The organism is Agrobacterium tumefaciens, from assembly GCF_009649785.1.
GTDB classification, from domain to species: domain Bacteria; phylum Pseudomonadota; class Alphaproteobacteria; order Rhizobiales; family Rhizobiaceae; genus Agrobacterium; species Agrobacterium tumefaciens.
Genome location: NZ_WJOK01000021.1, coordinates 71,679 through 94,308, shown reverse-complemented (window position 1 = coordinate 94,308; position 22,630 = coordinate 71,679). Strand labels below are relative to the sequence as shown.

Genomic DNA, 22,630 nt, shown 5'->3' with positions numbered 1-22,630 from the left:
GAATTATGGTATCAAGTATAAAATTTCAATAAAAATAACCAATAAACAAAAATTTAATCATATCGATGAAGATATCGATGATCATCCAATATAGCATAGCAACACACAAAACAGTCTATTAGAATAATCTTATAAAATCAATTTCATTCCTGAAATTCTGCATTTCCGCCTCCTTCTGCTGCGAGTCGGGAAGGCGAAGAAGATAGGAAGGGTGCACCGTGACAAAAAGCGTCCGCTCCTCCTGCATCGGTATCGGGCGACCCCGAACCTCGGAGACCTTTTCCTTGCCGCCTGTCAGCGCATAAAGCGCAGTTGCACCCATGGCAACGATAAGCTTCGGCCGTACCAGCTCGATTTCCTTGTTAAGCCACCAGCGGCATTGCTGCACCTCGCCCGCATCCGGTCGCTGGTGGATGCGCCGCTTGCCGCGAGCCTCGTATTTGAAGTGTTTGACGGCGTTGGTGACATAAAGCTTTTTGCGGTCAATACCGGCTTCAACCAACGTCCGGTCGAACAACTGACCAGCGGGACCGACGAAAGGTTTTCCGGCAAGATCCTCGTGATCTCCCGGCTGTTCCCCGACGATCATCACTTTCGCATCTTCAGGTCCCATGCCGAATACTGTCTGCGTTGCCTTGCAATGCAGGGCGCAGCGCGTGCATTGGCCAGCCTCCCGCGCCAATGAAGCGAGCGTACCGTCCGGCGCCGGTGGCGGCTCTTCACGCGCCGAGGCCGCGGCCTGCAGGCGGTGATGGAATGGTTGCGGCTGGCTCGCAGCCTTTGCCGCCATCTCCAGCACCCGCGCCTCGGCACCGAGAACGAGACCTGGAATAAGCTCGGCTTCCGGCAAATTTTTCCAGTATTTCTTTGGCATCTCTGCCGTCATCGCTTTTATCTTCAGACGCGCCGGATTGAATATATTGGCATAATAAGTTCGCCACAGCTCGTCCGTTTCATCCGTCAGCTCAGGCTTGGAAGCGGCCTGCCGCAATGTCTCCAGCACGTTTCCGTCCCACCGCGCGGAGCCGTTCGGTGTCGCGATCAGCCAGTCCATATCCGTGAACCGCCGCTGGAAAAACGGGGCGGTGCGCTCGACGATGAAGTGATCCGGCTCGAACCATGCAACGAAGCGCCGCCGCCCGCCCTGCCCCTGCAGCAAGGATAATTCCTTGAAGCGAACAAAGGCCGTCATCTTGTGACAATCGCGGCGGACCGATTTTTCAAGCTGCCGGGCTTCGGAAACATCCGCATCGGACTTCAACTGCAACAGGGCGCGATCCCGCTTCAGCCGCCACAGCAACCGGTAAAGCAGTGCGAAACGACCCGGATCGCTATGACAGATAATCGCTTGCGCCAACGTCACGAAGGAGGCTGGAACGGACACCTGCACGTCATCCGCACGGGCCGCCGGCAAAGGCTCTCCGGCAAAATCGAGAAGCCCGCCTTTCTCATCCCGCAACCGCCAGTCAATCGCCTCCGGCGGCACATTGGCGGCGAGAGCCGCGCGCGCCGCATCACGCCACTCGCCGAAATCGCCCCGCCCTTCCAGAACCGGGCCGTACATCACAGCAGCGATAATTGTTCGGGCTGCGGAGCAAACATCGCTCGCAAATCCGGCCGTTCGGTCAGCTTGCCCGGCGTCCAGCCGTCGGCAACGATGAAGGCCTTCACCTTTTTCAGGGAAACGCCGAAGCGGGCGATATCCTCCAGCCGCAATCGGCGAAACCGGCGTGAAGACAGGATCGAGGCGACCGTCTTGGTACCGAAGCCGGGCACGCGCAGCAATATTTCGCGATCCGCCACGTTCACGTCCACTGGAAAACGGTCGCGATTTTTCAGCGCCCAGGCAAGCTTTGGATCTATATCTAGATCGAGCATTCCGTTACCGCCGATCGCGGTTATTTCACCAATGTCGAACCCATAAAAACGATAAAGCCAGTCGGCCTGATAAAGCCTGTGTTCCCGCATCAAAGGCGGCTTGATGAGCGGCAGGTTCTTCGACGAATCCGGAATGGGGCTGAAAGCCGAATAATAGACGCGCCGCAAACCATAGCTGCCATAAAGCCGGGCGCTGGTGGACAGAATGGTGCTGTCATCAGCCCCATCCGCCCCAACGATCATCTGCGTGCTCTGTCCGGCAGGCGCAAAACGTTTGGTCTTTCGCGTCCTGACAGTCGGCTCCCCCGCCTCCTCGATCTTCAGGCGGATATCAGCCATCGAGCGGCGAATATTAGCGGGCTGCTTTTCCGGCGCAAAACGGCTGACGCCGCTATCAGTCGGCAATTCGATGTTGATCGACAGCCGGTCGGCGTAAAGCCCCGCTTCCTCAATAAGCTTTGGCGATGCTTCGGGAATGGATTTCAGATGTATGTAGCCGCGAAAGCCATGCGTGACGCGCAGTTCCCGCGCCACCCGCACCATCTCTTCCATCGTATGATCGGAAGAGCGGATAATGCCGGAAGAGAGAAACAGCCCCTCGATATAGTTGCGCCGATAGAACTCCAGCGTCAGCCACACCACCTCCTCGGCAGTAAACCGCGCCCGCTCGACATTGCTCGAAGAACGATTGATGCAATAGGCGCAATCATAGATACAGAAATTGGTGAGCAAAATCTTCAGGAGCGAAATGCAGCGCCCGTCCGGCGCATAGGCATGGCATATGCCCGACCCCTCCGTGGAGCCAAGTCCGCCGGATGCAGCAGAGCTGCGTTTCGTCGTGCCGCTGGAGGCACAGGACGCATCGTATTTGGCCGCATCGGAAAGAATGGCTAGCCGTTGCCTGATTGACTTCTTCATGGTTATGTTCACTATATGTTCTATTGGAAAATGTCAATCTCATCTGTTAAAGCCCTGAACGAATGCAAGAAAATGCCCGTCTCAAATTTGCTGGCATTTCGTTGTCGTCTTCTGATATAGTCGGCTTAGTTATGATTTTGGCATGGTTCCGGAGTTCCCCTCCGGAACCTGTTTCTTTTTGTGTCTGCAAGTAAAGCGACAGGACTGCGAAGGATAAAAAAATGGTAGAAAAAGTACCGATGACGCACGGTGGATTCATCAAGCTGCAGGAGGAGCTGCGCTTTCGCCAGCAGGAGGAGCGCCCCCGTATCATCGAGGCAATTGCGGAGGCGCGCGCCCATGGCGACCTTTCGGAAAATGCCGAATACCACGCTGCCAAGGAAGCCCAGAGCCATAACGAAGGCCGCATCACTGAACTCGAAGACTTGACCGCACGCGCGGAAGTCATCGACCTTTCCAAGATGTCCGGTTCCAAGATCAAGTTCGGCGCCACCGTCAAGCTTATCGACGAGGATAGCGACGAGGAGAGAATCTATCAGATCGTTGGCGACCAGGAAGCCGATGTGAAGGCTGGACGCATTTCCATTTCCTCGCCCATCGCCCGCGCCCTCATCGGCAAGGAAGTCGGTGACAGCATCGAAGTCAACGCACCGGGCGGCGCCAAGGGTTACGAGATTCTCGCCGTACAGTGGGGCTGATCTGCCCTTTCATGCAATGCGCCCCTCGGGCGCATTGCATTGATATCCTGAACTGAACATCCTGCCTTAGCCGCAAAGACGGAAGCCCATCTTGTCCCACGCCAGTCTGAAAGATGTGCAGGTGCTTGCGCCGAACTTCAAGCGCAGGCTCTCCGGCGTTACCTCCACCATCGTGCAGCTTATTCCGGTACAAAACCGGCTGGGTCAGAAAGTGGGCGTCATCGGCCCGGGCCTGCCGCAGCATCTGCCACATGTTCGCTTCCGTGATCTGTGGCGGCTCTGGCAAAACGGCCCGCTCAGCGGTCCGCGCATATGGCACGCCCGCCGCAATCTCGAAATGTTGCCGGGCATTCTCATGCGTGACGTGCTGCGCATGAAGGTGAAGCTGATGTTCACCTCGGCGGCGCAAAGGCGACATTCCGCCTATACCCGCTTTCTGATTTCAAAAATGGATGCGGTCGTCGCGACAAGCGGCCGCTCAGGCTCGTTTTTGGAAGTACCACACAGCGTCGTCATGCATGGCGTCGATACCGAGCTGTTTCATCCCGCAACCGGCTCGGAGGATACGATCGCTTCGACCGGCCTGCCGGGGCAATTTCTCATCGGATGTTTCGGACGGGTGCGCCACCAGAAGGGAACAGACCTTTTCGTGCGCGCCATGATCGAACTTCTGCCCGACTATCCCGAATGGACGGCCGTCATCTCCGGCCGCGTGACCGCAGAGCACAAGGCCTTCGCCGACAAGCTCGTGGCCGATGTCGCAGCAGCCGGTCTTGCGGACCGCATCGCGTTTCAGGGCGAGGTGGACGACATCAAGCCCTGGTATCGGCGGCTAACCCTCTATGTCGCACCGTCACGCAACGAGGGCTTTGGCCTGACACCACTGGAAGCCATGGCGTCCGAGACGGCTGTCGTTGCCAGCAATGCCGGCGCCTATGAGGAAATGATCGTCAAGGGCGAGACCGGCATGGTCGTTGAGGCCGGCGACTACGCGTCCCTGCGGGATGCCATTAAAACCTATCTTGCCGATCCTGCTCTCGCCAGTGACCATGCCCGTGCCGGACTTGCGCATGTGCGTACTGCATTTCCGCTGGAAAAAGAGGCGACCAGTCTCGGCACGATCTATGACGCGTTGCGGCGCGGGTAAGCGCCGGCGCAATCACTCAAAGGTCCGCCGATCAGATTTCCACCAGACCGACGCGCTTGACCTGACGGATGGTGAGCATGGTGCGCACGGTGTCGACGTTTTCGTCCGCTGTCAGAACCTCGATGACGAAATCCTGAAACTCGGTCAGGTTTCTGGCGATGCAATGCAGAAGGAAATCACTTTCGCCGGATACCATCCAGGCCTGGCGCACCAGCGACCATCCGGCCGTCGCCGCTGCAAAGGCTTTCAGATTGCTGTCCGACTGGCGCTTGAGGCCGACCATGCAGAAGGCAACCAGATCGAAACCGAGCTTCGGCGCGTTCAACATGGCGTGATAACCCTCGATCACGTCGGCTTCTTCCAGCTTGCGGACGCGCCTGAGGCACGGCGGCGCGGAAATACCGACCCGTTCGGCCAGCTCCACGTTGGTCATGCGCCCGTCGCGCTGCAATTCGCGCAGGATTTTCAGATCGATGGCATCGAGTTCGACGCTGGTCACGGAGAGGTTCCTCGTTAAGCCGGAGAACTTCCTTGTACTACCAGGCGCAGGATTCGCAACAATATGCCGCCGGCCGGTCACAAAATTGCGCGCGCATCCACAACTGCCTTGTTGGTAACGCAAGGCTGCCCTTGAATAAAGGCACTAGACAACCTTAAATACCGGGCAACGAAGGGGTTGCGGCCTGTCCACCGTGCTTCGGCTGGAATGTTCTGCTGCCGAAAGGCCCCGCTACTTTAAAAAGGATTGTTTCCATGTCTGCCCGCCATACCAAGGTATTGATCATTGGCTCTGGTCCCGCCGGTTATACCGCGGCGATCTACGCGGCCCGCGCAATGCTGAAACCCGTGCTGATTGCCGGCATGGAACAGGGTGGCCAGCTGATGATCACCACCGATGTCGAAAACTATCCGGGCTTTGCCGATCCGATCCAGGGCCCCTGGCTGATGGACCAGATGCTGAAGCAGGCGACGCATGTGGGTGCGGAAATCGTCAGCGACCTCGTGACCGAAGTCGAAACCAACACGCGCCCCTTCGTGGTCAAGACCGATTCCGGTCAGGTCTGGACCGCCGACACGCTGATCATCGCAACAGGCGCAAAGGCCAAGTGGCTCGGCATCGAGAGTGAGCAGCACTTTCAGGGCTTTGGCGTTTCCGCCTGCGCCACCTGCGACGGTTTCTTCTATCGCAACAAGGATGTGATCGTGGTCGGCGGCGGCAACTCTGCCGTGGAGGAAGCGCTCTATCTCGCCCATATCGCCAAGTCCGTAACCGTCGTGCACCGCCGCGACAGTTTCCGCTCGGAGAAAATCCTTCAGGAACGGCTCTTCGCCAAGGAAAACGTCAAGATCCTGTGGAACACGGAAATCGCCGAAATCACCGGCGCTCCCGCCAAGCCACCAATGCCACCCTCTGTTTCGGGTGTGCGACTGCGTGACACCAAGACCGGTGTGATCAGCGATACGCCCATCGACGGCGTCTTCGTCGCCATCGGCCACGCGCCGGCCGTCGAACTGTTCAAGGGCAAGGTGAAGCTCAAGGACAATGGCTACATGTGGACCGCGCCCGATTCCACCGCTACCGACGTGGAAGGTATTTTCGCCGCCGGCGACGTTACCGACGACATATACCGTCAGGCCATCACCGCCGCCGGTATGGGCTGTATGGCCGCCCTTGAAGCAGAACGGTACCTCACCGCGCAGCAGCCGCTTGCGGTAGCAGCCGAATAACCGAAAGGCAGGATAGGCATGGCAATGCCATTGGACTGGGATAAACTGCGCATTTTTCATGCCGCAGCCGAAGCGGGGTCTTTCACCCACGCTGCCGACAAGCTGCATTTGTCCCAGTCGGCCATCAGCCGCCAGGTCAGCGCGCTGGAACAGGATGTTGGCGTGAAGCTGTTTCACCGCCACGCCAGAGGTCTTATCCTCACCGAGCAGGGCGAACTGCTGTATCGCACCGCCCACGACGTGTTGCTGAAGCTCGAAACCGTCAAGATGCAACTTACCGAAACGACGGAGAAGCCGAGCGGCAAGCTGCGCGTGACGACGACTGTTGGTCTCGGCCAGGGCTGGCTGACGGACAAGGTGCAGGAATTCCTGCAGCTCTATCCGGAAATGTCGATCCAGCTCATCCTCGACAATGAGGAGCTGGATGTGAACATGCGCCACGCCGATTGTGCCATCCGCCTGCGCCAGCCGCAACAGTCCGACCTTATCCAGCGCAAGCTGTTCACGGTGCACATGCACGTCTATGCGGCGCCGTCCTACATCAACCGCCACGGCGAGCCGCAGTCGATCGAGGATCTAGACAACCACCGCATCATCTCCTTCGGCGAACCGGCACCCAACTATCTGCTTGATGTCAACTGGCTGGAAAATGCGGGACGCTCGTCGGACAACACCCGCATTCCGCATCTTCAGATCAACAGCCAGACCTCGATCAAGCGCGCCTGCCTGCTGGGAATAGGTATCGCCTGTTTGCCGGATTACATCGTCGGGCGCGATCCGGGATTGATTCAGTTGTCGCTTGCCGCCGATATTCCCTCGTTCGACACCTACTTCTGTTACCCGGACGAGATGAAAAACGCTGCAAAACTGAAAGCCTTCCGCGACTTCGTCGTTGCCAAGGCACGGAACTGGAACTTCTGACGTTTAAATAGGCCAGCGCCACAAAATATCATACTAATTCATGGAGTTGGCCTTCCCAAGATGGCGGCGCGCCAGACGCGCCGCGCTTCAGCTTTGCACATAAATTATACCGGAAATATCCAGACCTGCATCGCACGCATGCCTGACCTGCACAAAAAAGAGTTGTTTCGTGCACAAAAAAGCACCATATCGCTCTCAGTTGATGCACACGGTGGCTTTTCCTCCCAGTTCCACCGCATCAGCTGTTCCCCTCTGGAGGTTTTTGACCTTCACACTTAAAGGGCCCTGGATTTATCCGGCGGCCCTCTTTTTTTACCCGCAAGAATTTTCTCCAATTTGGCGAAATATCGCATGATGCAACCTTGTTTTGCATTCTTGCCACTCCCATATTTCAATCAGCTGTCACGCCTGCCTATGCACGCGACAGCTGTTCCCCTCTGGAGGTTTTAACCTTCAAACTCATTGGCCGCGGAGAAATCCGGCGGCCATTTTTTTGCGCGCCGTTCTCGGCCCGGGTGACTACCTCACAGAGACGTGAATTGTATATCGGAAAATATCGATATAAATATCGAACATGTCAGATATTAGAGAAACGCAGATGAACCCGGAGGAAATCCTCAAAGCCCTTTCACACCCCGCAAGGCTGAAGTTCCTCGAGTGGCTGAAGAGCCCTGAAAGTCACTTCTGTCAGGACCATCCGCTCAGCATGGGCGTATGCGCCAATCAGTTCCAGATCAGCGGCCTGTCGCAATCGACGGTCTCCTCACATCTGGCGGTTTTGCAGGCAGCTGGCCTGATAAGGTCAAAGAAAGTTGGGCAATGGGTGTTTTTCGAACGCAACGAGGAAACCATCGACGCCTTCCGCAATTATCTGCAAGCCAATCTTTGAGCCTCCCAAGCTTATAAGACCGGGGCGTCGGACCGGAAACTGCAAGGCGGTTTTCTCTCCTATGCCCATACATTAGGAAAGCGCGCCAGCCGCGCAATTTCGCCAACCGACCAGAAAGTGAAGTCGCATGACAAGTCTTTTCGAACCGGCACAGGCCGGCGATATCGCTCTCGCCAACCGTATCGTCATGGCTCCCCTCACCCGCAACCGCTCGCCGGGGGCAATTCCCAATAATCTCAACGCCACCTATTACGAGCAGCGCGCAACAGCCGGGCTGATCGTGACCGAAGGCACGCCGATTTCCCAGCAAGGCCAGGGTTACGCGGATGTTCCGGGCCTCTACAAGAAGGAAGCGGTTGAGGGCTGGAAAAAGATCACGGATGGCGTGCATGTCGCCGGCGGCAAGATCGTCGCGCAGATTTGGCACGTGGGACGCATTTCCCACACCTCGCTCCAGCCGCATGGCGGACAGCCGGTCGCCCCTTCCGCGATTATCGCCAAGTCCAAGACCTATATCATCAATGATGACGGCACCGGCGCGTTTGCGGAAACCTCCGAGCCCCGCGCACTGACCATCGACGATATCGGTCTTATCCTTGAAGATTACCGGACCGGCGCGCGCGCCGCACTTGAGGCCGGTTTCGACGGTGTCGAAATCCATGCCGCCAACGGTTATCTGATCGAGCAGTTCCTGAAATCCAGCACCAACCAGCGCACCGACGAATATGGCGGCTCGATCGAAAACCGCGCCCGCTTCCTTCTCGAAGTCGTCGATGCGGTTGCGGAAGAGATTGGCGCAGGCCGCACCGGCATTCGCCTGTCACCCGTCACACCCGCCAACGACATTTTCGAGGCCGACCCGCAGCCACTCTATAATTACGTTGCGGAAGAACTCGGCAAACGCAATCTGGCCTTCATCCATGTTGTTGAAGGTGCGACCGGTGGTCCGCGCGACTTCAAGCAGGGCGACAAGCCCTTCGATTACGCAGCCTTCAAGGCCGCCTATCGCAATGCGGGCGGCAAGGGCCTGTGGATCGCCAACAATGGCTACGACCGTGAGAGCGCCATCGAGGCGGTGGAAAGCGGCAGGGTTGATGCCGTGGCCTTCGGCAAGGCCTTCATCGCCAACCCGGATCTGGTGCGCCGTCTCAAGGACAACGCGCCGCTGAACGAGCCGAACCAGCCGACCTTCTATGGTGGCGGGGCTGAAGGCTATACCGACTACCCGGCTCTTGGCTGATCAGTGCTAAACTTGAAACGCCGCACCGCTCCACAGCGGTGCGGCGTTTTGCCGTTTCAGGACAGGCCTCGCGCCTGCCGCGCAGCAAAGTCTGAAAATGCGCCCATTACGAAGGCGTTGGCCACATGCAGCGCCTGCAGAAAGCCACTGCCCGTTTCCCGACCGATGCTCATCAACGCCACCTGAAGGCAGTAGAGAGCGAGGAGCACGAGCGCGCGCCCAAGGTTTGGCCGGAGGTCATCATGACGAAGGGCGAGCACGACTAGAGATACAATGGGAACGGCGATCAGCATGCCAAGCCCTTTGTGAACCACAAGCAGCGATCCGTCATAATAGATCGACAGCCCGGCCAGCAGCACCTGCGCGAAAATCAACACCGGCACGCCTGCCGAAATCACGGCGAACATACGGCGCCGCCGGGAAAATCCATTAGCCACTGTGACCATCACACCCTACCCCCGGCATCGGTCGCATGATGAAGGCCCGCCGGTTGCTGCACCTCGGCGAGACACCCAAGGCTCGCCAATGTTGCCGATACCGCCGCATCGATCGGCGTTCGCGGTTCCGCCCCGAGGAATTCGACAAGCTTGCGGTTGCTCATCCGGATCGGCATCTGCCAGAGATATTTCATTTCCATGACTTCGCGGAACAGGGGAACGAACGGTGCAGCCAGCCCGACGGCTAACCACGAAAGCCGCCGCATCTTGACCGGATGGCCGACGGCCCGCTCGATTGCCCCAACCAGTTGCAGCCCGTCGAAATCCCAGACACCCTCCATGTGGTAGACGGCAAACGTCTGAAGCTCGTCCGAGCGATCGAGCAGCCGCCCGATTATCTCCGCAACATCCGGCAGATAGGCCCATTGATGCCCGGCATTCGGTACTGCTGGATTCTGAACACTGCGAACCGGCTTGCCCGGTCGCACCAGCATCTGCGAAAACCAGTTGTTCTTCGCGTCAGGACCAAAGAAATCACCGGTGCGGACGATCAGGACCGGCACGCCGCGCATCGACGCCATTTTCAAACGCCGCTCCATTTCAACGCGCAAGCCGCCCTTGCGGGTGAAAGGCTTTTGCGGACTGTCCTCCGTCAGAAGCGGAAAGGCATCCGGGCCAAAATTATAGATGCTGCCTGGAAACACGATCCTTGCCCCGCAGGCCTCGGCAGCGGCTATGGTATTTTCGAGCATCGGCAGCACTTGGCTGTTCCAGTTGCGATATCCCGGAGGATTGACTGCATGGACGATGAGCCCGGCGCCTTTTGCCGCCTTCACCACATCCTCCCGGTTCATGGCATCGCCAGTCACGCGCTCGACGCCATCGACGGCATCAACTGGTGCCGATCGGCGAGTCATCGCCCGCACCCGCCAGCCGCGCTGCAATAACATCTTTGAGACATGGCTGCCGACGCCACCATTCGCCCCAACAATCAGCGCCAGAGGCCGGTTATTCTCTGCTGTATTTGCGTGGATTTCATATATCATTGCCATTACTCCTTCTTCTGGGCTGGAGTATCGGGCTATCAGGCGATATACGAAATTGTCCAAATGAGTGGAGCCGCTATACAAAATCTTATAATCAGAAGCCGCGATGTCAGCTGGGATTTTTACCGCACCTTCCTCAGCGTGCTGCGCGACGGCTCGCTTTCCGCCGCCGCCCGCGAACTCGGCATTACCCAACCGACAGCTGGGCGCCATATCGGAGCGCTGGAAGAGGCCATCGGCTTTCCGCTGTTCATCCGCTCGCCGCACGGGCTGATGCCGACGGAAGCGGCGCTGGCGCTCCGGCCCTATGCGGAAAATCTGGCGGCGACGGCCGCAGCCCTTATGCGGGCGGCCTCCGGCGAGGTCGGCAAGATCGAAGGAACCGTTCGTATCAGCGCATCGGATATCATCGGCGTTGAAATGCTGCCGCCGATCATCGCTGCCATGCAGGAGATTCATCCCCGGCTTGAAATAGAACTTTCACTCTCCGACACGTTGGAAGACCTTTTGCGGCGCGAGGCTGATATCGCCATCCGCATGACCGAACCGCAGCAGGATGCCATCGTCATGCGCTATATCGGCAATTTCCGTCTGGGATTTCATGCCACACGCGACTATCTGGCAAGAGCCGGCACCCCGAAAAACATGGAAGAACTGAACAACCACCGTATGATCGGTTTCGACCGCAAGACGCCTTTCATCAGGGCGGCGATCCAGCGCATGCGCTCGCTCGATCCGGAAATACCCGATATCGAAGAAATTTCCTTCGAAATTCGCGCCGACAGCAACCTCGCCCAGCTTGCCATGATCCGCGCCAGCGCAGGCATCGGCGTCTGTCAGATCGGCCTGGCGCGCAAGGATCCGCGGCTTGTCCAGGTCCTTCCGAAAACCGACATCCCGCTGCACGCATGGGTCGCGATGCATGAAAATCTCAAGACCTCGCCGCGATGCCGTGCCGTGTTCAGCGCCCTTGTCGACGGCCTGAAGGCCCACCTGAAGGAAACCGATCCGGGCGCCCCGCCGCAACGACGCTAGCGCCATTACAGCATCGATGACGCGCGGCCTTGCGCCCGCAAATCCGCAAGACATACCGGCGAAGCATGGAGCGTGATGCTGTTCTCACCGGAAATGTTGACGCACTCCATCAAAACGGTCTGGCCGGCGGTGAAATCTTGTCGACCACTTCCGCCTCCGGCCGGTCGCCGCCCTGGCTATATTCCTCATGCCACTGGCCGCGTTCGTCCTGATAGCTGATTTCCTCATCATCGCCGCCCACCTGCTGTTCGGCAGCAACGATGCGCGCGGCCTCGACCGCATCGGCATAGGTAGGAAATGTTTCGGAATAAGCGCCGTTCATGCGGTAGGCGAAGCCACCGTCATGTTCCACGACTTCATATACCACTTTTGTCATGCATGTTCCTCCTGTTTCAGTAGGCGACATCGCAACCACAACCGCGCTTCAAGCATTGCACCCAACGGGGGACAACACGGCATGAGCAGCATGTCCTTGACCGTACTACTATCCTACCAAAAGCACTCAAGCGCAAATCCTGCTTGATCTTAACGACGATACGTCACAGCCTCACACTCTCAGGGGAAGGGAAATCGATGGCGGGTTCTATTTTAAAGCAGGAGCGCATGTTGCTGCTGGCAATACCGGTGGCAGCCGTCGCCTGTATGGCCGAACATGCGATATTCGAGGCCGGCAAAACGGCGTCGCTGATTGCCGCGATCGCCCTGATCGGGATGATCGTTCTGGTGTCGATGCGGGTTGCCCACCACGCCGAAATCCTCGCCGCCAAGGTCGGCGACCCCTATGGCACGATGATACTGACGCTGTCTGCCGTGGCGGTGGAAGTGTTGATCCTTGCCATCATCATGAGCGAATCCAACTCGCCGACGCTCGTGCGTGACACGATCTATTCCGCCGTGATGATCGACATCAACGGCATTCTGGGACTGGCCGCCCTGCTGGGAGGCCTTCGCCACGGCGAGCAGCCTTACAATGACGATTCCGGCAAGACCTACGGCGTCATGATCCTGACTGCCATGGGCATCTCGATGATCGTGCCGGAATTCATCCCAAAGGAAAGCTGGCACGTCTATTCCGCCTTCACCATCGTTGCAATGATCGCGCTTTATGCGCTGTTCCTGAAAATGCAGGTTGGTCCGCACAGCTATTTCTTCAGCTACGCCTATCCCCGCAAGGCTCATCCCAGCGGTCATCCATCCGGCGATCACACGGAGGACGAGGATGAGGGCAGCGTGTCCCTCTCCATCGGTCTCATCATCGCGGGCGTCGTGCTGATCGGCGTGCTGGCGGAATTCATGGCGGCCTTCCTAAGCCAGAGCCTCGAGGGCGCAAGCGCGCCACCGGCACTGATGGCAGTCGTGGTCGCGACGATCTCCGCATCACCGGAAATCCTGACCGCGCTCAGGTCCGCATTGCGCAACCGCATGCAGGCCGTGGTCAATATCGCCATGGGCGCATCGCTTTCGACGGTCATCCTCACCGTCCCTGTGATGGAGGGCATCGCACTCTACACCGGTCAGCCGTTCATCATGGCGATGACGCCGGTCCAGACGGTCATGGTCTTCATCACCCTCATCGCCGCCGCCATCAACCTCAATGACGGTGAAACCAACGCGATCGAGGGAATGACGCATTTCATCCTCTTCGCCACCTTCATCATGCTGCTGTTTCTCGGGCTTTAGCCGCAACAAAAAAAGCCCGGCATCGCTGCCGGGCTTCTTCGTTCAAGATCGCAAACCGATCAGCGGCAATCGGCGCAGAAGCGCTGGATGCGCTTGCAGGCCTCTTCCAGCAGTGCTTCCGACGTGGCGTAGGAAATGCGGAAGTTCGGGCCGAGGCCGAACGCCGATCCCTGCACGACGGCAACACCTTCGGCTTCCAGAAGCTCGGAGACGAAATCCACATCCGATTCGATGACCTTGCCGGACGGCGCGGTCTTGCCGATCATGCCGGCGCAGGACGGATAGACGTAGAATGCGCCTTCCGGAGCCGGGCAATTGATGCCTTTCGCCTGGTTGAGCATGGAGACGACGAGATCACGGCGGCCTTCAAAAATCTTCTTGTTGGCCGGAATGAAATCCTGCGTGCCGTTCAGCGCTTCGACAGCCGCCCACTGAGCAATCGAGCTGGCGCCCGAGGTCTGCTGGCCCTGGATCATATCCATGGCCTTGATGAGCGGAAGCGGGCCGGCTGCATAGCCGATACGCCAGCCGGTCATGGCGTAGGCCTTGGAGACGCCGTTCATCGTAAGCGTGCGGTCATAGAGCGAAGGCTCCACCTCAACCGGCGTGACGAATTTGAAGTCGCCATAGGTCAGGTGTTCGTACATGTCATCAGTCAGCACCCAGACGTGCGGATGCTTGACCAGCACGTCCGTCAATGCCTTCAGCTCGTCATGCGAATAGGCAGCGCCCGAAGGGTTGGACGGCGAGTTGAAAACGAACCACTTGGTCTTCGGCGTGATCGCCTTTTCCAGCGCTTCCGGCTTCAGCTTGAAATTGTCTTCGAGCGTCGTGTCGACGAAGACAGGCGTACCGCCGCAGATCGCCACCATTTCCGGATAGCTGACCCAGTAAGGTGCAGGAATGACGACTTCGTCACCCGGGTTGAGGGTGGCCATGAAGGCGTTGAAAAGGATCTGCTTGCCACCGGTGCCGACGATGGTCTGCTCCGGCTTGTAGTCCAGACCGTTTTCGCGCTTGAACTTGTCGGCGATCGCCTTGCGCAGTTCAGGAATACCTGAAACGGGCGTGTATTTCGTTTCGCCGCGCTTGATGGCGTCAATGGCGGCTTCCTTGATGTTTTCGGGCGTATCGAAATCCGGCTCGCCGGCGCCAAGGCTGATCACATCGCGGCCCTTCGCTTTAAGCTCACGGGCTTTCTGGGTAACAGCGATGGTGGCGGATGGCTTTACGCGGGAGAGAATGTCGGCAAGGAAGGCCATTTTTAATCGGTCCTGTTGTGGTTGACATCGGCAGAGGCGGAAAATCCTGTCTTCTGCGGCATTTTCTATGTCGAAAGACAGGCGCTCTTTCAAGGTCAAAAGCAGCATATGTGACACGGGGAAGAATTTAAACCTTCCTTAACCCGGAAGTAACGCTTGATGCGCTATATTCTCCGGCTAGAGGTCGTGTCTCTGTAGCTGGTTGAAAAATGGCGCCCAAAAGCATCTTTTCCAGTCTTGTCCGCGAGGTCGATGGCACATGGTCCACGGCCTATGGCACCTTCAACTTGAAATCCGCCCTGCAGCCCATCTTTCGCCGAACGATGAACGGCGCTCTCGACATCGATTCCTTCGAGGGTCTGGTGCGCCCCCATCGCAACGGCGAACCTGTGACACCGGGTGAATTCTTCTCGCTGGTGGCGCCTGAAGATATAGAGAATATCGACAGTATTCTGCGCACGATCCACATTCTCAATACCGGCAGGCTCAATCGTTCGCGCGCCCGCGTCTTCGTCAACTTCCATCCGGGCCTGTTCCAGACCCCGGCCAAGATGCGTCAGGAAGTGGAGCGCATGCGCCTTACCGCCCACGAGGCCGGCATGACGGCAGACCGCATCGTCTGCGAAATCTCCGAGAAAAAAGTCTCCGATACGCAGATGGTCGCCGACTTCGCCTATCATATGCATGACATCGGTTTTCGCGTGGCGCTGGACGATTATGGCGCGGGCGATTCCGACATTGACCGGGTGAAACTCATCAAGCCGGACTATGTGAAATTCGAGGCAGGCTGGGTGCGTGATTTCATGCAGAATTCGGCAGGCGCCGCCCTTCTGCGCGTCATCGTCAGCCAGTTTCGCGACGATGGGATAGAGCCGGTGTTCGAAGGACTGGAAACCGGCAGGCAGGTGGATATCTGCGAGGACCTCGGCGTCCTGCTGATGCAGGGATACGTGTTGGCAAAACCCGAACTAGCGCCGACGAGTTTCGACGCTCGCTTTCCCGAACTCGGCAGCGGATATTTTTCACCCTCGCCAAGGTCGGACAGAAGTACTGCGACACCGGCATTCCCGCGTGAAGACCGCCTCGCCGAGCCGCATACCCTGCGCCAGACCCGAACCTTCGGAAAACGCGGCCTTTGAGGCCGTTGACAGCGAAATTGTCTCGAAATCGGCTTTGCCACGATATTGCCACAATAAATACTGCGGAACGCCTGAATTCGGTCTCCAAGCCGTCCATTTCGAAGCCTCTTTTATCCTTTGAGAACAGGGACAAGAGGCGATCGCCATGTTTACCAACGACAGGACATCAGTTGAACGGTTAAGGGCGCAGAGAACGCTGTTTTCCCTCTGGATGGCCATTGCCGCCTTTCTTGTCGTCGTCACCATGGCCGCCGGGATCGCAACCTCGGCCAATGCAGCCTCTCAGGCAATCGACACCCTGCAGACATCCTCTATTCCGCAGGTGACGGCAACCGCGCGGGCGGGCGGCCACCTGTTGCTGGTTATCTTCTCCGCCGCAGCCTTCATAAGCCTCGGCATAGGCGGCCTCGCGCTCACCCGGCGAAGCCTGAAGGACGAGGCCCGCCGCCACAAGTAAGCCGCCCTCTCCTCGACTTGCGGCATCGGCGTGTTGCTGCTAAAGCACAGGGGAAGTCGTCAGAACGACGTTTCAAAAATCCCCGAAATGCCAAGGCCGCGACGGAATGATCTTCGGGCCCCTGCTGTGCTGGTGCCATCAATGACGCGTATTCAGGCCAACATGCTGCTTCTGCTCGCCGCGGCGATCTGGGGAGGCGGTTTCGTCGCACAATCATCCGCCATGACCTCGATCGGGCCATTTTGGTTCGTCGGTTTACGCTTCGCCATTGCCGCCATCGCCGTGATGCCATTCGCCCTGATGGAAAACCGCTCGAAAAAATCGTCGCCACGTCGCAGGGAAATCGGCGGCTTCATCCTTGTGGGCCTCGCCCTGTTCGGCGGCGCGACGACGCAGCAGGTCGGGCTTTTGACTACAACCGTCACCAATTCCAGCTTCCTGACGGGACTTTACGTCATCTTCGTGCCCGTGATCGCCGTCGTTCTTTACCGGCGCCATCCCCACTGGATCGTCTGGCCCGGCGCCCTGATGATGCTGGGCGGAATATTCCTGCTCTCGGGCGGCGCATTCGAGGCGCTGACGCAGGGCGATATTCTCAGCATCATCTGCGCCTTCTTCTGGGCAATCCAGATTACGCTCGCAGGTCGTTTCGTTTCCGAAAGCGGACGGCCGCTTGCGCTCTCATGCACTCAGTTTGCGATTTGCTCTCTCTTGAGTTGCATGATCGGCCTTGCGGTAGAACCCATCAGCATGGCGTCCATAGAGGGGTCGCTGGCGGAAATTCTATACGTCGGCCTCGTATCCTCCGGCCTCGCCTTCGTTTTGCAGGTTGTCGCCCAGCGGTATACGACCGCGCCGCAGGCTGCGATATTTCTGTCTTCAGAGGCGCTTTTCGGTGCCTTGCTGGCGTCGATTTTCCTGAATGAAACCATTTCCAGCGCCGGTTATATCGGCTGCGTGATCATTTTCGCCGCTATATTGATCGTCGAACTGGTGCCGGAACTGACGCGTAAACGGCAAAAAACCGCCGTTGGAACGGCCTGACGCAGAAAGAACTGATTTTTCTGTTTCGAGGAAAAATCGTACCGCCGCATTCAAAATTTTGCCCGGAAACCGAAGGCAACCGGCAATTATTTCATCAATTATCAAATATGCGGAAAAAATGTGCGACTACGCGCAGGAATTCTACCGCAGGTTTTTATCCGACAAAAAGCCCGTGAAAACTTTTGCTTGCCAATTTTCCATAAACGCAGCAATCTACTGCGGTTCGGGCAATTTGCGAGCATGGGAAGGCCTATAAATTTGCGCACTGGGGACGCTATAAACCTCGGGCGGTGGGACGAAAAACGTTGGATGAGAACGCCATTACTTCCCGCTGTGAAGGTCCTTTTTCTCAATAGTCAAGAGCTGCCTGCCAACGCCCTCGCGGGGCAAAACTGTAATGCTGCCTGTAGCTGAACGCGGGCAGAGCGAAAAGGACCTGATGCATGGCCGAAACTGGCACCGTAAAATTCTTCAACACAGACAAAGGCTTCGGCTTCATCAAGCCAGACAATGGTGGCGCTGATATCTTTGTTCATATCTCTGCCGTACAGGCTTCCGGCCTGTCCGGACTTTCAGAAAATCAGAAAGTGAGCTTCGACACGGAACCGGATCGTCGCGGCAAGGGCCCGAAGGCAGTCAATCTGCAGATTGCTGGCTAACCCTAAAACGGCTTTCATTTCTAGTTGAAGCCCGGCAGGAATGCCGGGTTTTTTTATGCCCAATCCGGAGGCGCCAATACGCGCCCGGAAACTCAAATCCCCTTGAGATAGGGGTTGGTGCGCCGCTCCTCGCCAAGCCGCCCGCCGGGGCCATGGCCGCAGATAAATCCGACATCATCACCCAGCGGCAGCAGCTTGTCGCGAATGGACGCCATCAATTGCTCGTGGTTCCCGCCCGGCAGGTCGGTACGCCCCACCGACCCCGCAAACAGCACATCGCCGACATGGGCGAATTGCTGGTCGCGATTATAATAGATGACGTGACCTGGAGCGTGGCCCGGGCAATGGTAGACTTCAAAGACATGATCCCCGAAAGATACCGTGTCGCCCTCATTCAGCCACCTGTCCGGCAAAACGTTCTGAAGGCCGCTTATGCCGTATTTCTCGGCCTGCGTCTCGATCCTCTCGAGCAGCGGTCGATCGTCCTCATGCGGGCCGATCACCGGCAGGGAAAGCTTCTCGCGCAGTTCCTTGGCGCCGCCGGCGTGGTCGAGATGGCCGTGCGTCAGCCAGATTTCCTTGAGCGTGATGCCGTTTTCGGAAACCACCTGAAGAATGACATCCACATCCCCGCCGGGATCGACGACAACGCCTTCCTTCGTATCCTCATCGAAGAGAATGGTGCAGTTCTGCTCGAACGGCGTGACCGGAATAATGCCCGCCTGCAACTTTCCCATATCCCGTGTCTCCCTGTCTGACAAATCCCGCCTCCTATAGCCTGCGGCCGGTTCCGGCACAATGGCGGAGGAAAAAGCAACGGTTTCCGGTGACCTTGCCACTCCCAAAAAATATGAGCTAATTCAATTAGATATCGGAAATGTTCCCGCCCGAGACGGGAGGTATCTGTGAAAAATGTGGAACGCCCTGAAGGCTGCGACGTTGTAGGTCCAGTCTTAAAAGGAGTGAGACACATGGACAAGACGCTTAAAATGCTCATGGCTGGCGGCGCTTTCGCCCTGATGGCCGGTTACGCAAACGCCGCCATGGTCGCCACAACAGCATCGGACGTTTCCGTTCGTTCGGGCCCAGGCGAGGATTATCCCGAGCTTGGCCTTGCTACCCGTGGCAGCAATGCGGTTCTTGATGGCTGCATGGACGGCAGCAGCTGGTGCCGCATCGAAGTCAACGGCCTGCGCGGCTGGGCACATGCGGATTATCTGAATGTCATGTATGAGGGCTCTCCTGTCATTCTCGAACAGCGCCGCTCCGATATCAGCGTGCCGGTCGTGACTTACGAGAAGACCTCGAGCGTACAGGCAGAACCCAACCCCGGCGATCCGAACCTTGGCCGCGTCGGTGAAGTCAATCCGCCCGAAACAGTCATCTCATATATTGACGAGCACCCTGCGGACACTGTCACCTTTGATGGCGAGGTAGCGGTCGGCAGCACCCTGCCCTCCGATACCCGGCTCGTGGAAATCCCTGATTACCAGTATCGCTACGTTCAGGTGAACGACGTGCCGGTCCTGGTAGAGCCATCGACGCGCCGGATTGTCTACGTCTACCAGTAGACGCGAACTCGATACCGGCAGCATGAAACCAATGAAGAGCGCGGGCTTTCCGCGCTCTTTTCTATTTCCGGTAAAGGCCAGTCAGGATTCCAGTTGCACCGGCACCCGCAGCATATTATCCACCGCAACAGAAAATGATCGCGGCATCCTCCCGAGCGGACGCATTTTCGGCTATGTTTACAGAATATTGGCGCATCGACGCATGTCAGCCGCAGAATATGAAGGAACCGCAGTGCCACCGCAATCGCTCAAAACCGCAGCCGCCAGGCAGACACCGGCACTCCCGAAGGTTGACGACGGCAAGATCGACTTCGATACGATAGAGGCGCTGTTCTTCGCGTATCGCGATTTCGTCTCCGATCCAGATGTCATTCTTTCGAAACTGGAATATGGGCGCGCGCATCACCGGGTGGTCTATTTCGTCAGCAGGCAGCCCGGCATGACGGTGGCGGATCTGCTCGACACCCTGCAGATCACCAAGCAGAGCCTTGCCCGCGTGCTCAAGCAATTGATCGACGACGGTTATATCCGCCAGATGGCTGGCCCGGAAGACCGCCGCCAGCGCAGGCTCTATCCAACGCTGACAGGGCGCGAACTGGCGCTGGCGCTGAGCGAGCCGCAGTCGCGCCGGATCGACCGTGCGCTGGAAGGGCTTGGACCCGACGCCCGCGCTTGCGTTCGCAAGTTTCTGGCGCAGATGCGCAGCCCGACACCGGGGGAAGGCGACTGACGATGGCCACGGCAACGACAAAACTCCCTCCCGCCGATGACGATGCGGCCCACCTTCTGATCGTCGATGACGACGCCCGCATTCGCAATCTTCTGCAACGTTTCCTCGGCGACAAGGGATACCGCATCTCCGTCGCAGCCGATGCGGCAGAAGCCCGGCGCAAGATGGTCGGCATCCGTTTCGACCTTCTCATTCTCGACGTGATGATGCCGGGGGAAAACGGGCTTTCGCTCACCCGCTCGCTGAATGAGAACAAATCCGTGCCGGTCATTCTCCTGACCGCCCGCTCGGAGGCGGATTCGCGAATTGCTGGGCTGGAAGCCGGCGCGGATGATTATCTAGCAAAGCCTTTCGATCCGCGCGAACTTGTCCTTCGTATCAACAACATCCTGCGGCGCAACACTTCGCCGGATACGCCCAAGATCGAACAGATCATGTTCGGCCCCTACAGCTTCTCTATCCCCAGGAAGGAATTGCGGCGCGGCGCTGAAACGATCCGCCTGACGGATCGCGAACAGGAGATCATGCTGCTCTTTGCGCTTCGCGCCGGCGATACCATTCCACGGCACGAGCTGGTCGAGGCGGAATCCGAAGTGGGCGAAAGAACAATCGATGTGCAGATCAACCGCCTTCGCCGCAAGATCGAGGACGACCCTGCCAACCCGGTCTATCTGCAAACGGTGCGTGGCATCGGCTACCGCCTGAGCGTGGATTGACAAGGACAAACGAAAGGCGGGCGCACAGCCATGGCGAGCCTCGATTTTCTAATCACTGTCAGGAATAGCGGCGTAGCGAAGACCTGGCGCGCATTTACCAGATGGCTTCGCCACTGGCTGCCCACCGGGCTTTATACGCGCTCGCTGCTGATCATCATCCTGCCGATGATCCTGCTTCAGGGCGTTGTCGCGGCCGTTTTCATGGAGCGTCACTGGCAGCTGGTTACCGAGCGCCTTTCCTCCGCTGTAACGCGCGATATCGCAGCGATCATCGAGCTTCTGCAAACTGACGAGGAAGAAGACGACTATCAGCGCGTCATCCGCATCGCTCGCGAGAAGCTGGGTCTCAGCATCTACATCGAGCCGAAGGCCGATTTGCCGGCCCCGAGACCAGAACCGTTGTTTTCCATTCTGGATACGATCCTCGCCAATCAGCTGACCCAGCAAATCGGCCGGCCATTCTGGATCGATACTTATGGCAACGGTTCCCTGGTTGAAATACGTGTCCAGCTCGAAGACAAGACGCTCCGCGTCTTTACCAGTCGCAGCGCCGCTTATGCCTCCAACACGCATATTTTCCTTGTCTGGATGGTCGGTGCATCGCTGGTCCTGATCGCCATTTCCATCCTGTTCCTGCGCGGGCAGATCAAGCCTATCGAAGCGCTTGCCAAGGCGGCCGAAAATTTCGGCAGGGGCCAGAAGATCAGCGCCTATTCCCCACGCGGCGCAGACGAGGTGCGGCGGGCGGGACTTGCCTTCATATTGATGCGCGAACGCATCGAGCGGCAGATGGAACAGCGCACTGCCATGCTGAACGGTGTCAGCCACGACCTGCGCACCATCCTCACCCGTTTCAAGCTGCAACTCGCGCTTGCCGGCGACAATCCTGATCTGGAAGGGTTGGACAAGGATGTCGAGGATATGCAGTCGATGCTGGAGGCCTACCTCACCTTTGCCCGCACCGATGTCGAGGAGGATGTCGGCACGCTGGAGCTTCCGGCACTTCTGGAAAAAATCGACTATGATTTCGAGCTGCACGGCAAAAAATTCAGCTATGAGCTTTATAATATCGACCAGATCATCGCGCGCCCGAATGCCCTCTCCCGCCTCGTCGCCAATCTCGCGGAGAATGCCCGGCGCTATGCCAGCAAGCTCCATATCGACATCCGCAAGGCGCCACGCTCCATCATCATGACGTTTGATGATGACGGGCCGGGTATTCCGGAAGCGTCAAGGGAGGATGTCTTCAAGCCATTCTTCCGGCTGGACGAGGCACGCAACCTCAACGCCTCTGGCACCGGGCTCGGCCTCTCCATCGTCCGCGACATCGCCCGCAGCCATGGCGGTGACGTATCGCTGGACGACAGCCCGATGGGCGGATTGCGGGTAATCGTCAAAATTCCGGCGTAGAGCAGCGGAGAGAAAAATGTGATGC

At 58.0% G+C, this 22,630-nt stretch carries 24 protein-coding genes; 16 read left to right on the top strand and 8 right to left on the bottom strand.

Translation table 11 applies throughout. The features are described 5' to 3' along the window. Positions 1 to 118 precede the first annotated feature (118 nt). Both GH784_RS20630 and GH784_RS20625 read right to left on the bottom strand, forming a co-directional pair. A complete protein-coding gene (locus tag GH784_RS20630) occupies positions 119 to 1,564 on the bottom strand; it encodes a UdgX family uracil-DNA binding protein (RefSeq protein ID WP_065702323.1) in 1,446 nt (481 codons plus the stop codon). Continuing rightward, positions 1,564 to 2,796, bottom strand: a complete 1,233-nt coding sequence (locus GH784_RS20625; RefSeq protein WP_065702322.1) for a putative DNA modification/repair radical SAM protein — start codon at positions 2,794 to 2,796, stop codon at positions 1,564 to 1,566. Before GH784_RS20625 ends, GH784_RS20630 begins: the two co-directional genes overlap by 1 nt. Before the next feature lie 221 nt (positions 2,797 to 3,017). On the opposite strand from GH784_RS20625, the gene greA reads away from it, so the two are divergent. Beyond that, positions 3,018 to 3,494 carry a transcription elongation factor GreA gene (greA, locus tag GH784_RS20620; RefSeq protein ID WP_003513396.1) on the top strand — a complete coding sequence of 159 codons (477 nt, stop codon included), beginning with the start codon at positions 3,018 to 3,020 and terminating at the stop codon, positions 3,492 to 3,494. Positions 3,495 to 3,585: 91 nt separating this feature from the next. Next, positions 3,586 to 4,641 (top strand): glycosyltransferase family 4 protein, encoded by a 1,056-nt coding sequence (locus tag GH784_RS20615; RefSeq protein WP_065702321.1) that lies wholly within the window; start codon positions 3,586 to 3,588, stop codon positions 4,639 to 4,641. Positions 4,642 to 4,672: 31 nt separating this feature from the next. Here the strand turns inward: GH784_RS20615 and GH784_RS20610 are convergent, their stop codons facing one another. After that, complete coding sequence (locus GH784_RS20610; protein ID WP_003513401.1) at positions 4,673 to 5,140, bottom strand: Lrp/AsnC family transcriptional regulator; 468 nt, start codon at positions 5,138 to 5,140, stop codon at positions 4,673 to 4,675. 254 nt (positions 5,141 to 5,394) lie between these two features. On the opposite strand from GH784_RS20610, the gene trxB reads away from it, so the two are divergent. The 4 genes from trxB to GH784_RS20590 all read left to right on the top strand — a co-directional run bounded on the left by trxB (position 5,395) and on the right by GH784_RS20590 (position 9,419). Beyond that, complete coding sequence (trxB, locus tag GH784_RS20605; RefSeq protein WP_003513403.1) at positions 5,395 to 6,369, top strand: thioredoxin-disulfide reductase; 975 nt, start codon at positions 5,395 to 5,397, stop codon at positions 6,367 to 6,369. 24 nt (positions 6,370 to 6,393) lie between these two features. Then, positions 6,394 to 7,290, top strand: coding sequence for a LysR family transcriptional regulator VtlR (locus tag GH784_RS20600; protein ID WP_003513405.1), 897 nt, complete (start codon positions 6,394 to 6,396; stop codon positions 7,288 to 7,290). 598 nt (positions 7,291 to 7,888) lie between these two features. Next, the gene (locus GH784_RS20595; RefSeq protein WP_003513408.1) at positions 7,889 to 8,179 is read left to right on the top strand and encodes an ArsR/SmtB family transcription factor; all 291 of its coding nucleotides are present in this window, start codon (positions 7,889 to 7,891) and stop codon (positions 8,177 to 8,179) included. A 127-nt stretch (positions 8,180 to 8,306) separates the two neighbouring features. Next, positions 8,307 to 9,419 carry an alkene reductase gene (locus GH784_RS20590; protein WP_065702320.1) on the top strand — a complete coding sequence of 371 codons (1,113 nt, stop codon included), beginning with the start codon at positions 8,307 to 8,309 and terminating at the stop codon, positions 9,417 to 9,419. A gap of 56 nt (positions 9,420 to 9,475) precedes the next feature. On the opposite strand, the gene GH784_RS20585 is transcribed toward GH784_RS20590, so the two are convergent. Together GH784_RS20585 and GH784_RS20580 are read right to left on the bottom strand one after the other, a co-directional pair. Next, complete coding sequence (locus tag GH784_RS20585; RefSeq protein ID WP_025594112.1) at positions 9,476 to 9,865, bottom strand: DUF6220 domain-containing protein; 390 nt, start codon at positions 9,863 to 9,865, stop codon at positions 9,476 to 9,478. Continuing rightward, complete coding sequence (locus tag GH784_RS20580; protein ID WP_065702319.1) at positions 9,865 to 10,902, bottom strand: NAD-dependent epimerase/dehydratase family protein; 1,038 nt, start codon at positions 10,900 to 10,902, stop codon at positions 9,865 to 9,867. The genes GH784_RS20585 and GH784_RS20580 overlap by 1 nt, the downstream gene beginning before the upstream one ends. A gap of 63 nt (positions 10,903 to 10,965) precedes the next feature. On the opposite strand from GH784_RS20580, the gene GH784_RS20575 reads away from it, so the two are divergent. Next, positions 10,966 to 11,937 carry a LysR family transcriptional regulator gene (locus GH784_RS20575; protein WP_003513416.1) on the top strand — a complete coding sequence of 324 codons (972 nt, stop codon included), beginning with the start codon at positions 10,966 to 10,968 and terminating at the stop codon, positions 11,935 to 11,937. A gap of 109 nt (positions 11,938 to 12,046) precedes the next feature. Here GH784_RS20575 and GH784_RS20570 read toward each other — a convergent pair whose 3' ends face one another. Next, positions 12,047 to 12,313 carry a DUF2188 domain-containing protein gene (locus GH784_RS20570; protein ID WP_003513427.1) on the bottom strand — a complete coding sequence of 89 codons (267 nt, stop codon included), beginning with the start codon at positions 12,311 to 12,313 and terminating at the stop codon, positions 12,047 to 12,049. A 197-nt stretch (positions 12,314 to 12,510) separates the two neighbouring features. On the opposite strand from GH784_RS20570, the gene GH784_RS20560 reads away from it, so the two are divergent. Then, a complete protein-coding gene (locus GH784_RS20560; protein ID WP_065702318.1) occupies positions 12,511 to 13,617 on the top strand; it encodes a calcium:cation antiporter in 1,107 nt (368 codons plus the stop codon). Between the two features lie 59 nt (positions 13,618 to 13,676). On the opposite strand, the gene GH784_RS20555 is transcribed toward GH784_RS20560, so the two are convergent. After that, a complete protein-coding gene (locus tag GH784_RS20555; protein WP_003513431.1) occupies positions 13,677 to 14,879 on the bottom strand; it encodes a pyridoxal phosphate-dependent aminotransferase in 1,203 nt (400 codons plus the stop codon). A 209-nt stretch (positions 14,880 to 15,088) separates the two neighbouring features. Here GH784_RS20555 and GH784_RS20550 point away from each other — a divergent pair, with 209 nt between their 5' ends. From GH784_RS20550 to GH784_RS20535, 4 genes are all read left to right on the top strand, one after another. Next, positions 15,089 to 16,018 carry an EAL domain-containing protein gene (locus GH784_RS20550; protein WP_035198647.1) on the top strand — a complete coding sequence of 310 codons (930 nt, stop codon included), beginning with the start codon at positions 15,089 to 15,091 and terminating at the stop codon, positions 16,016 to 16,018. Positions 16,019 to 16,163: 145 nt separating this feature from the next. Then, positions 16,164 to 16,475, top strand: coding sequence for a hypothetical protein (locus GH784_RS20545; protein WP_083211489.1), 312 nt, complete (start codon positions 16,164 to 16,166; stop codon positions 16,473 to 16,475). Between the two features lie 141 nt (positions 16,476 to 16,616). Then, complete coding sequence (locus GH784_RS20540; RefSeq protein ID WP_065702316.1) at positions 16,617 to 17,519, top strand: DMT family transporter; 903 nt, start codon at positions 16,617 to 16,619, stop codon at positions 17,517 to 17,519. A 443-nt stretch (positions 17,520 to 17,962) separates the two neighbouring features. Next, complete coding sequence (locus tag GH784_RS20535) at positions 17,963 to 18,178, top strand: cold-shock protein (protein WP_003494703.1); 216 nt, start codon at positions 17,963 to 17,965, stop codon at positions 18,176 to 18,178. A gap of 92 nt (positions 18,179 to 18,270) precedes the next feature. Here GH784_RS20535 and GH784_RS20530 read toward each other — a convergent pair whose 3' ends face one another. Continuing rightward, positions 18,271 to 18,915: an MBL fold metallo-hydrolase gene (locus tag GH784_RS20530; protein ID WP_041694481.1), complete on the bottom strand. Its 645-nt coding sequence runs from the start codon at positions 18,913 to 18,915 to the stop codon at positions 18,271 to 18,273. 234 nt (positions 18,916 to 19,149) lie between these two features. Here GH784_RS20530 and GH784_RS20525 point away from each other — a divergent pair, with 234 nt between their 5' ends. From GH784_RS20525 to GH784_RS20505, 4 genes are all read left to right on the top strand, one after another. Then, positions 19,150 to 19,749 (top strand): DUF1236 domain-containing protein, encoded by a 600-nt coding sequence (locus GH784_RS20525; RefSeq protein WP_003513439.1) that lies wholly within the window; start codon positions 19,150 to 19,152, stop codon positions 19,747 to 19,749. Positions 19,750 to 19,951: 202 nt separating this feature from the next. After that, positions 19,952 to 20,479: a MarR family winged helix-turn-helix transcriptional regulator gene (locus tag GH784_RS20515; RefSeq protein ID WP_003513440.1), complete on the top strand. Its 528-nt coding sequence runs from the start codon at positions 19,952 to 19,954 to the stop codon at positions 20,477 to 20,479. 2 nt (positions 20,480 to 20,481) lie between these two features. Next, positions 20,482 to 21,195, top strand: a complete 714-nt coding sequence (locus GH784_RS20510; protein WP_003513441.1) for a response regulator — start codon at positions 20,482 to 20,484, stop codon at positions 21,193 to 21,195. Between the two features lie 30 nt (positions 21,196 to 21,225). Further along, on the top strand, positions 21,226 to 22,605 hold the full coding sequence (locus GH784_RS20505) for an ATP-binding protein (protein ID WP_003513442.1): 1,380 nt from the start codon (positions 21,226 to 21,228) through the stop codon (positions 22,603 to 22,605). Positions 22,606 to 22,630 lie beyond the last annotated feature (25 nt).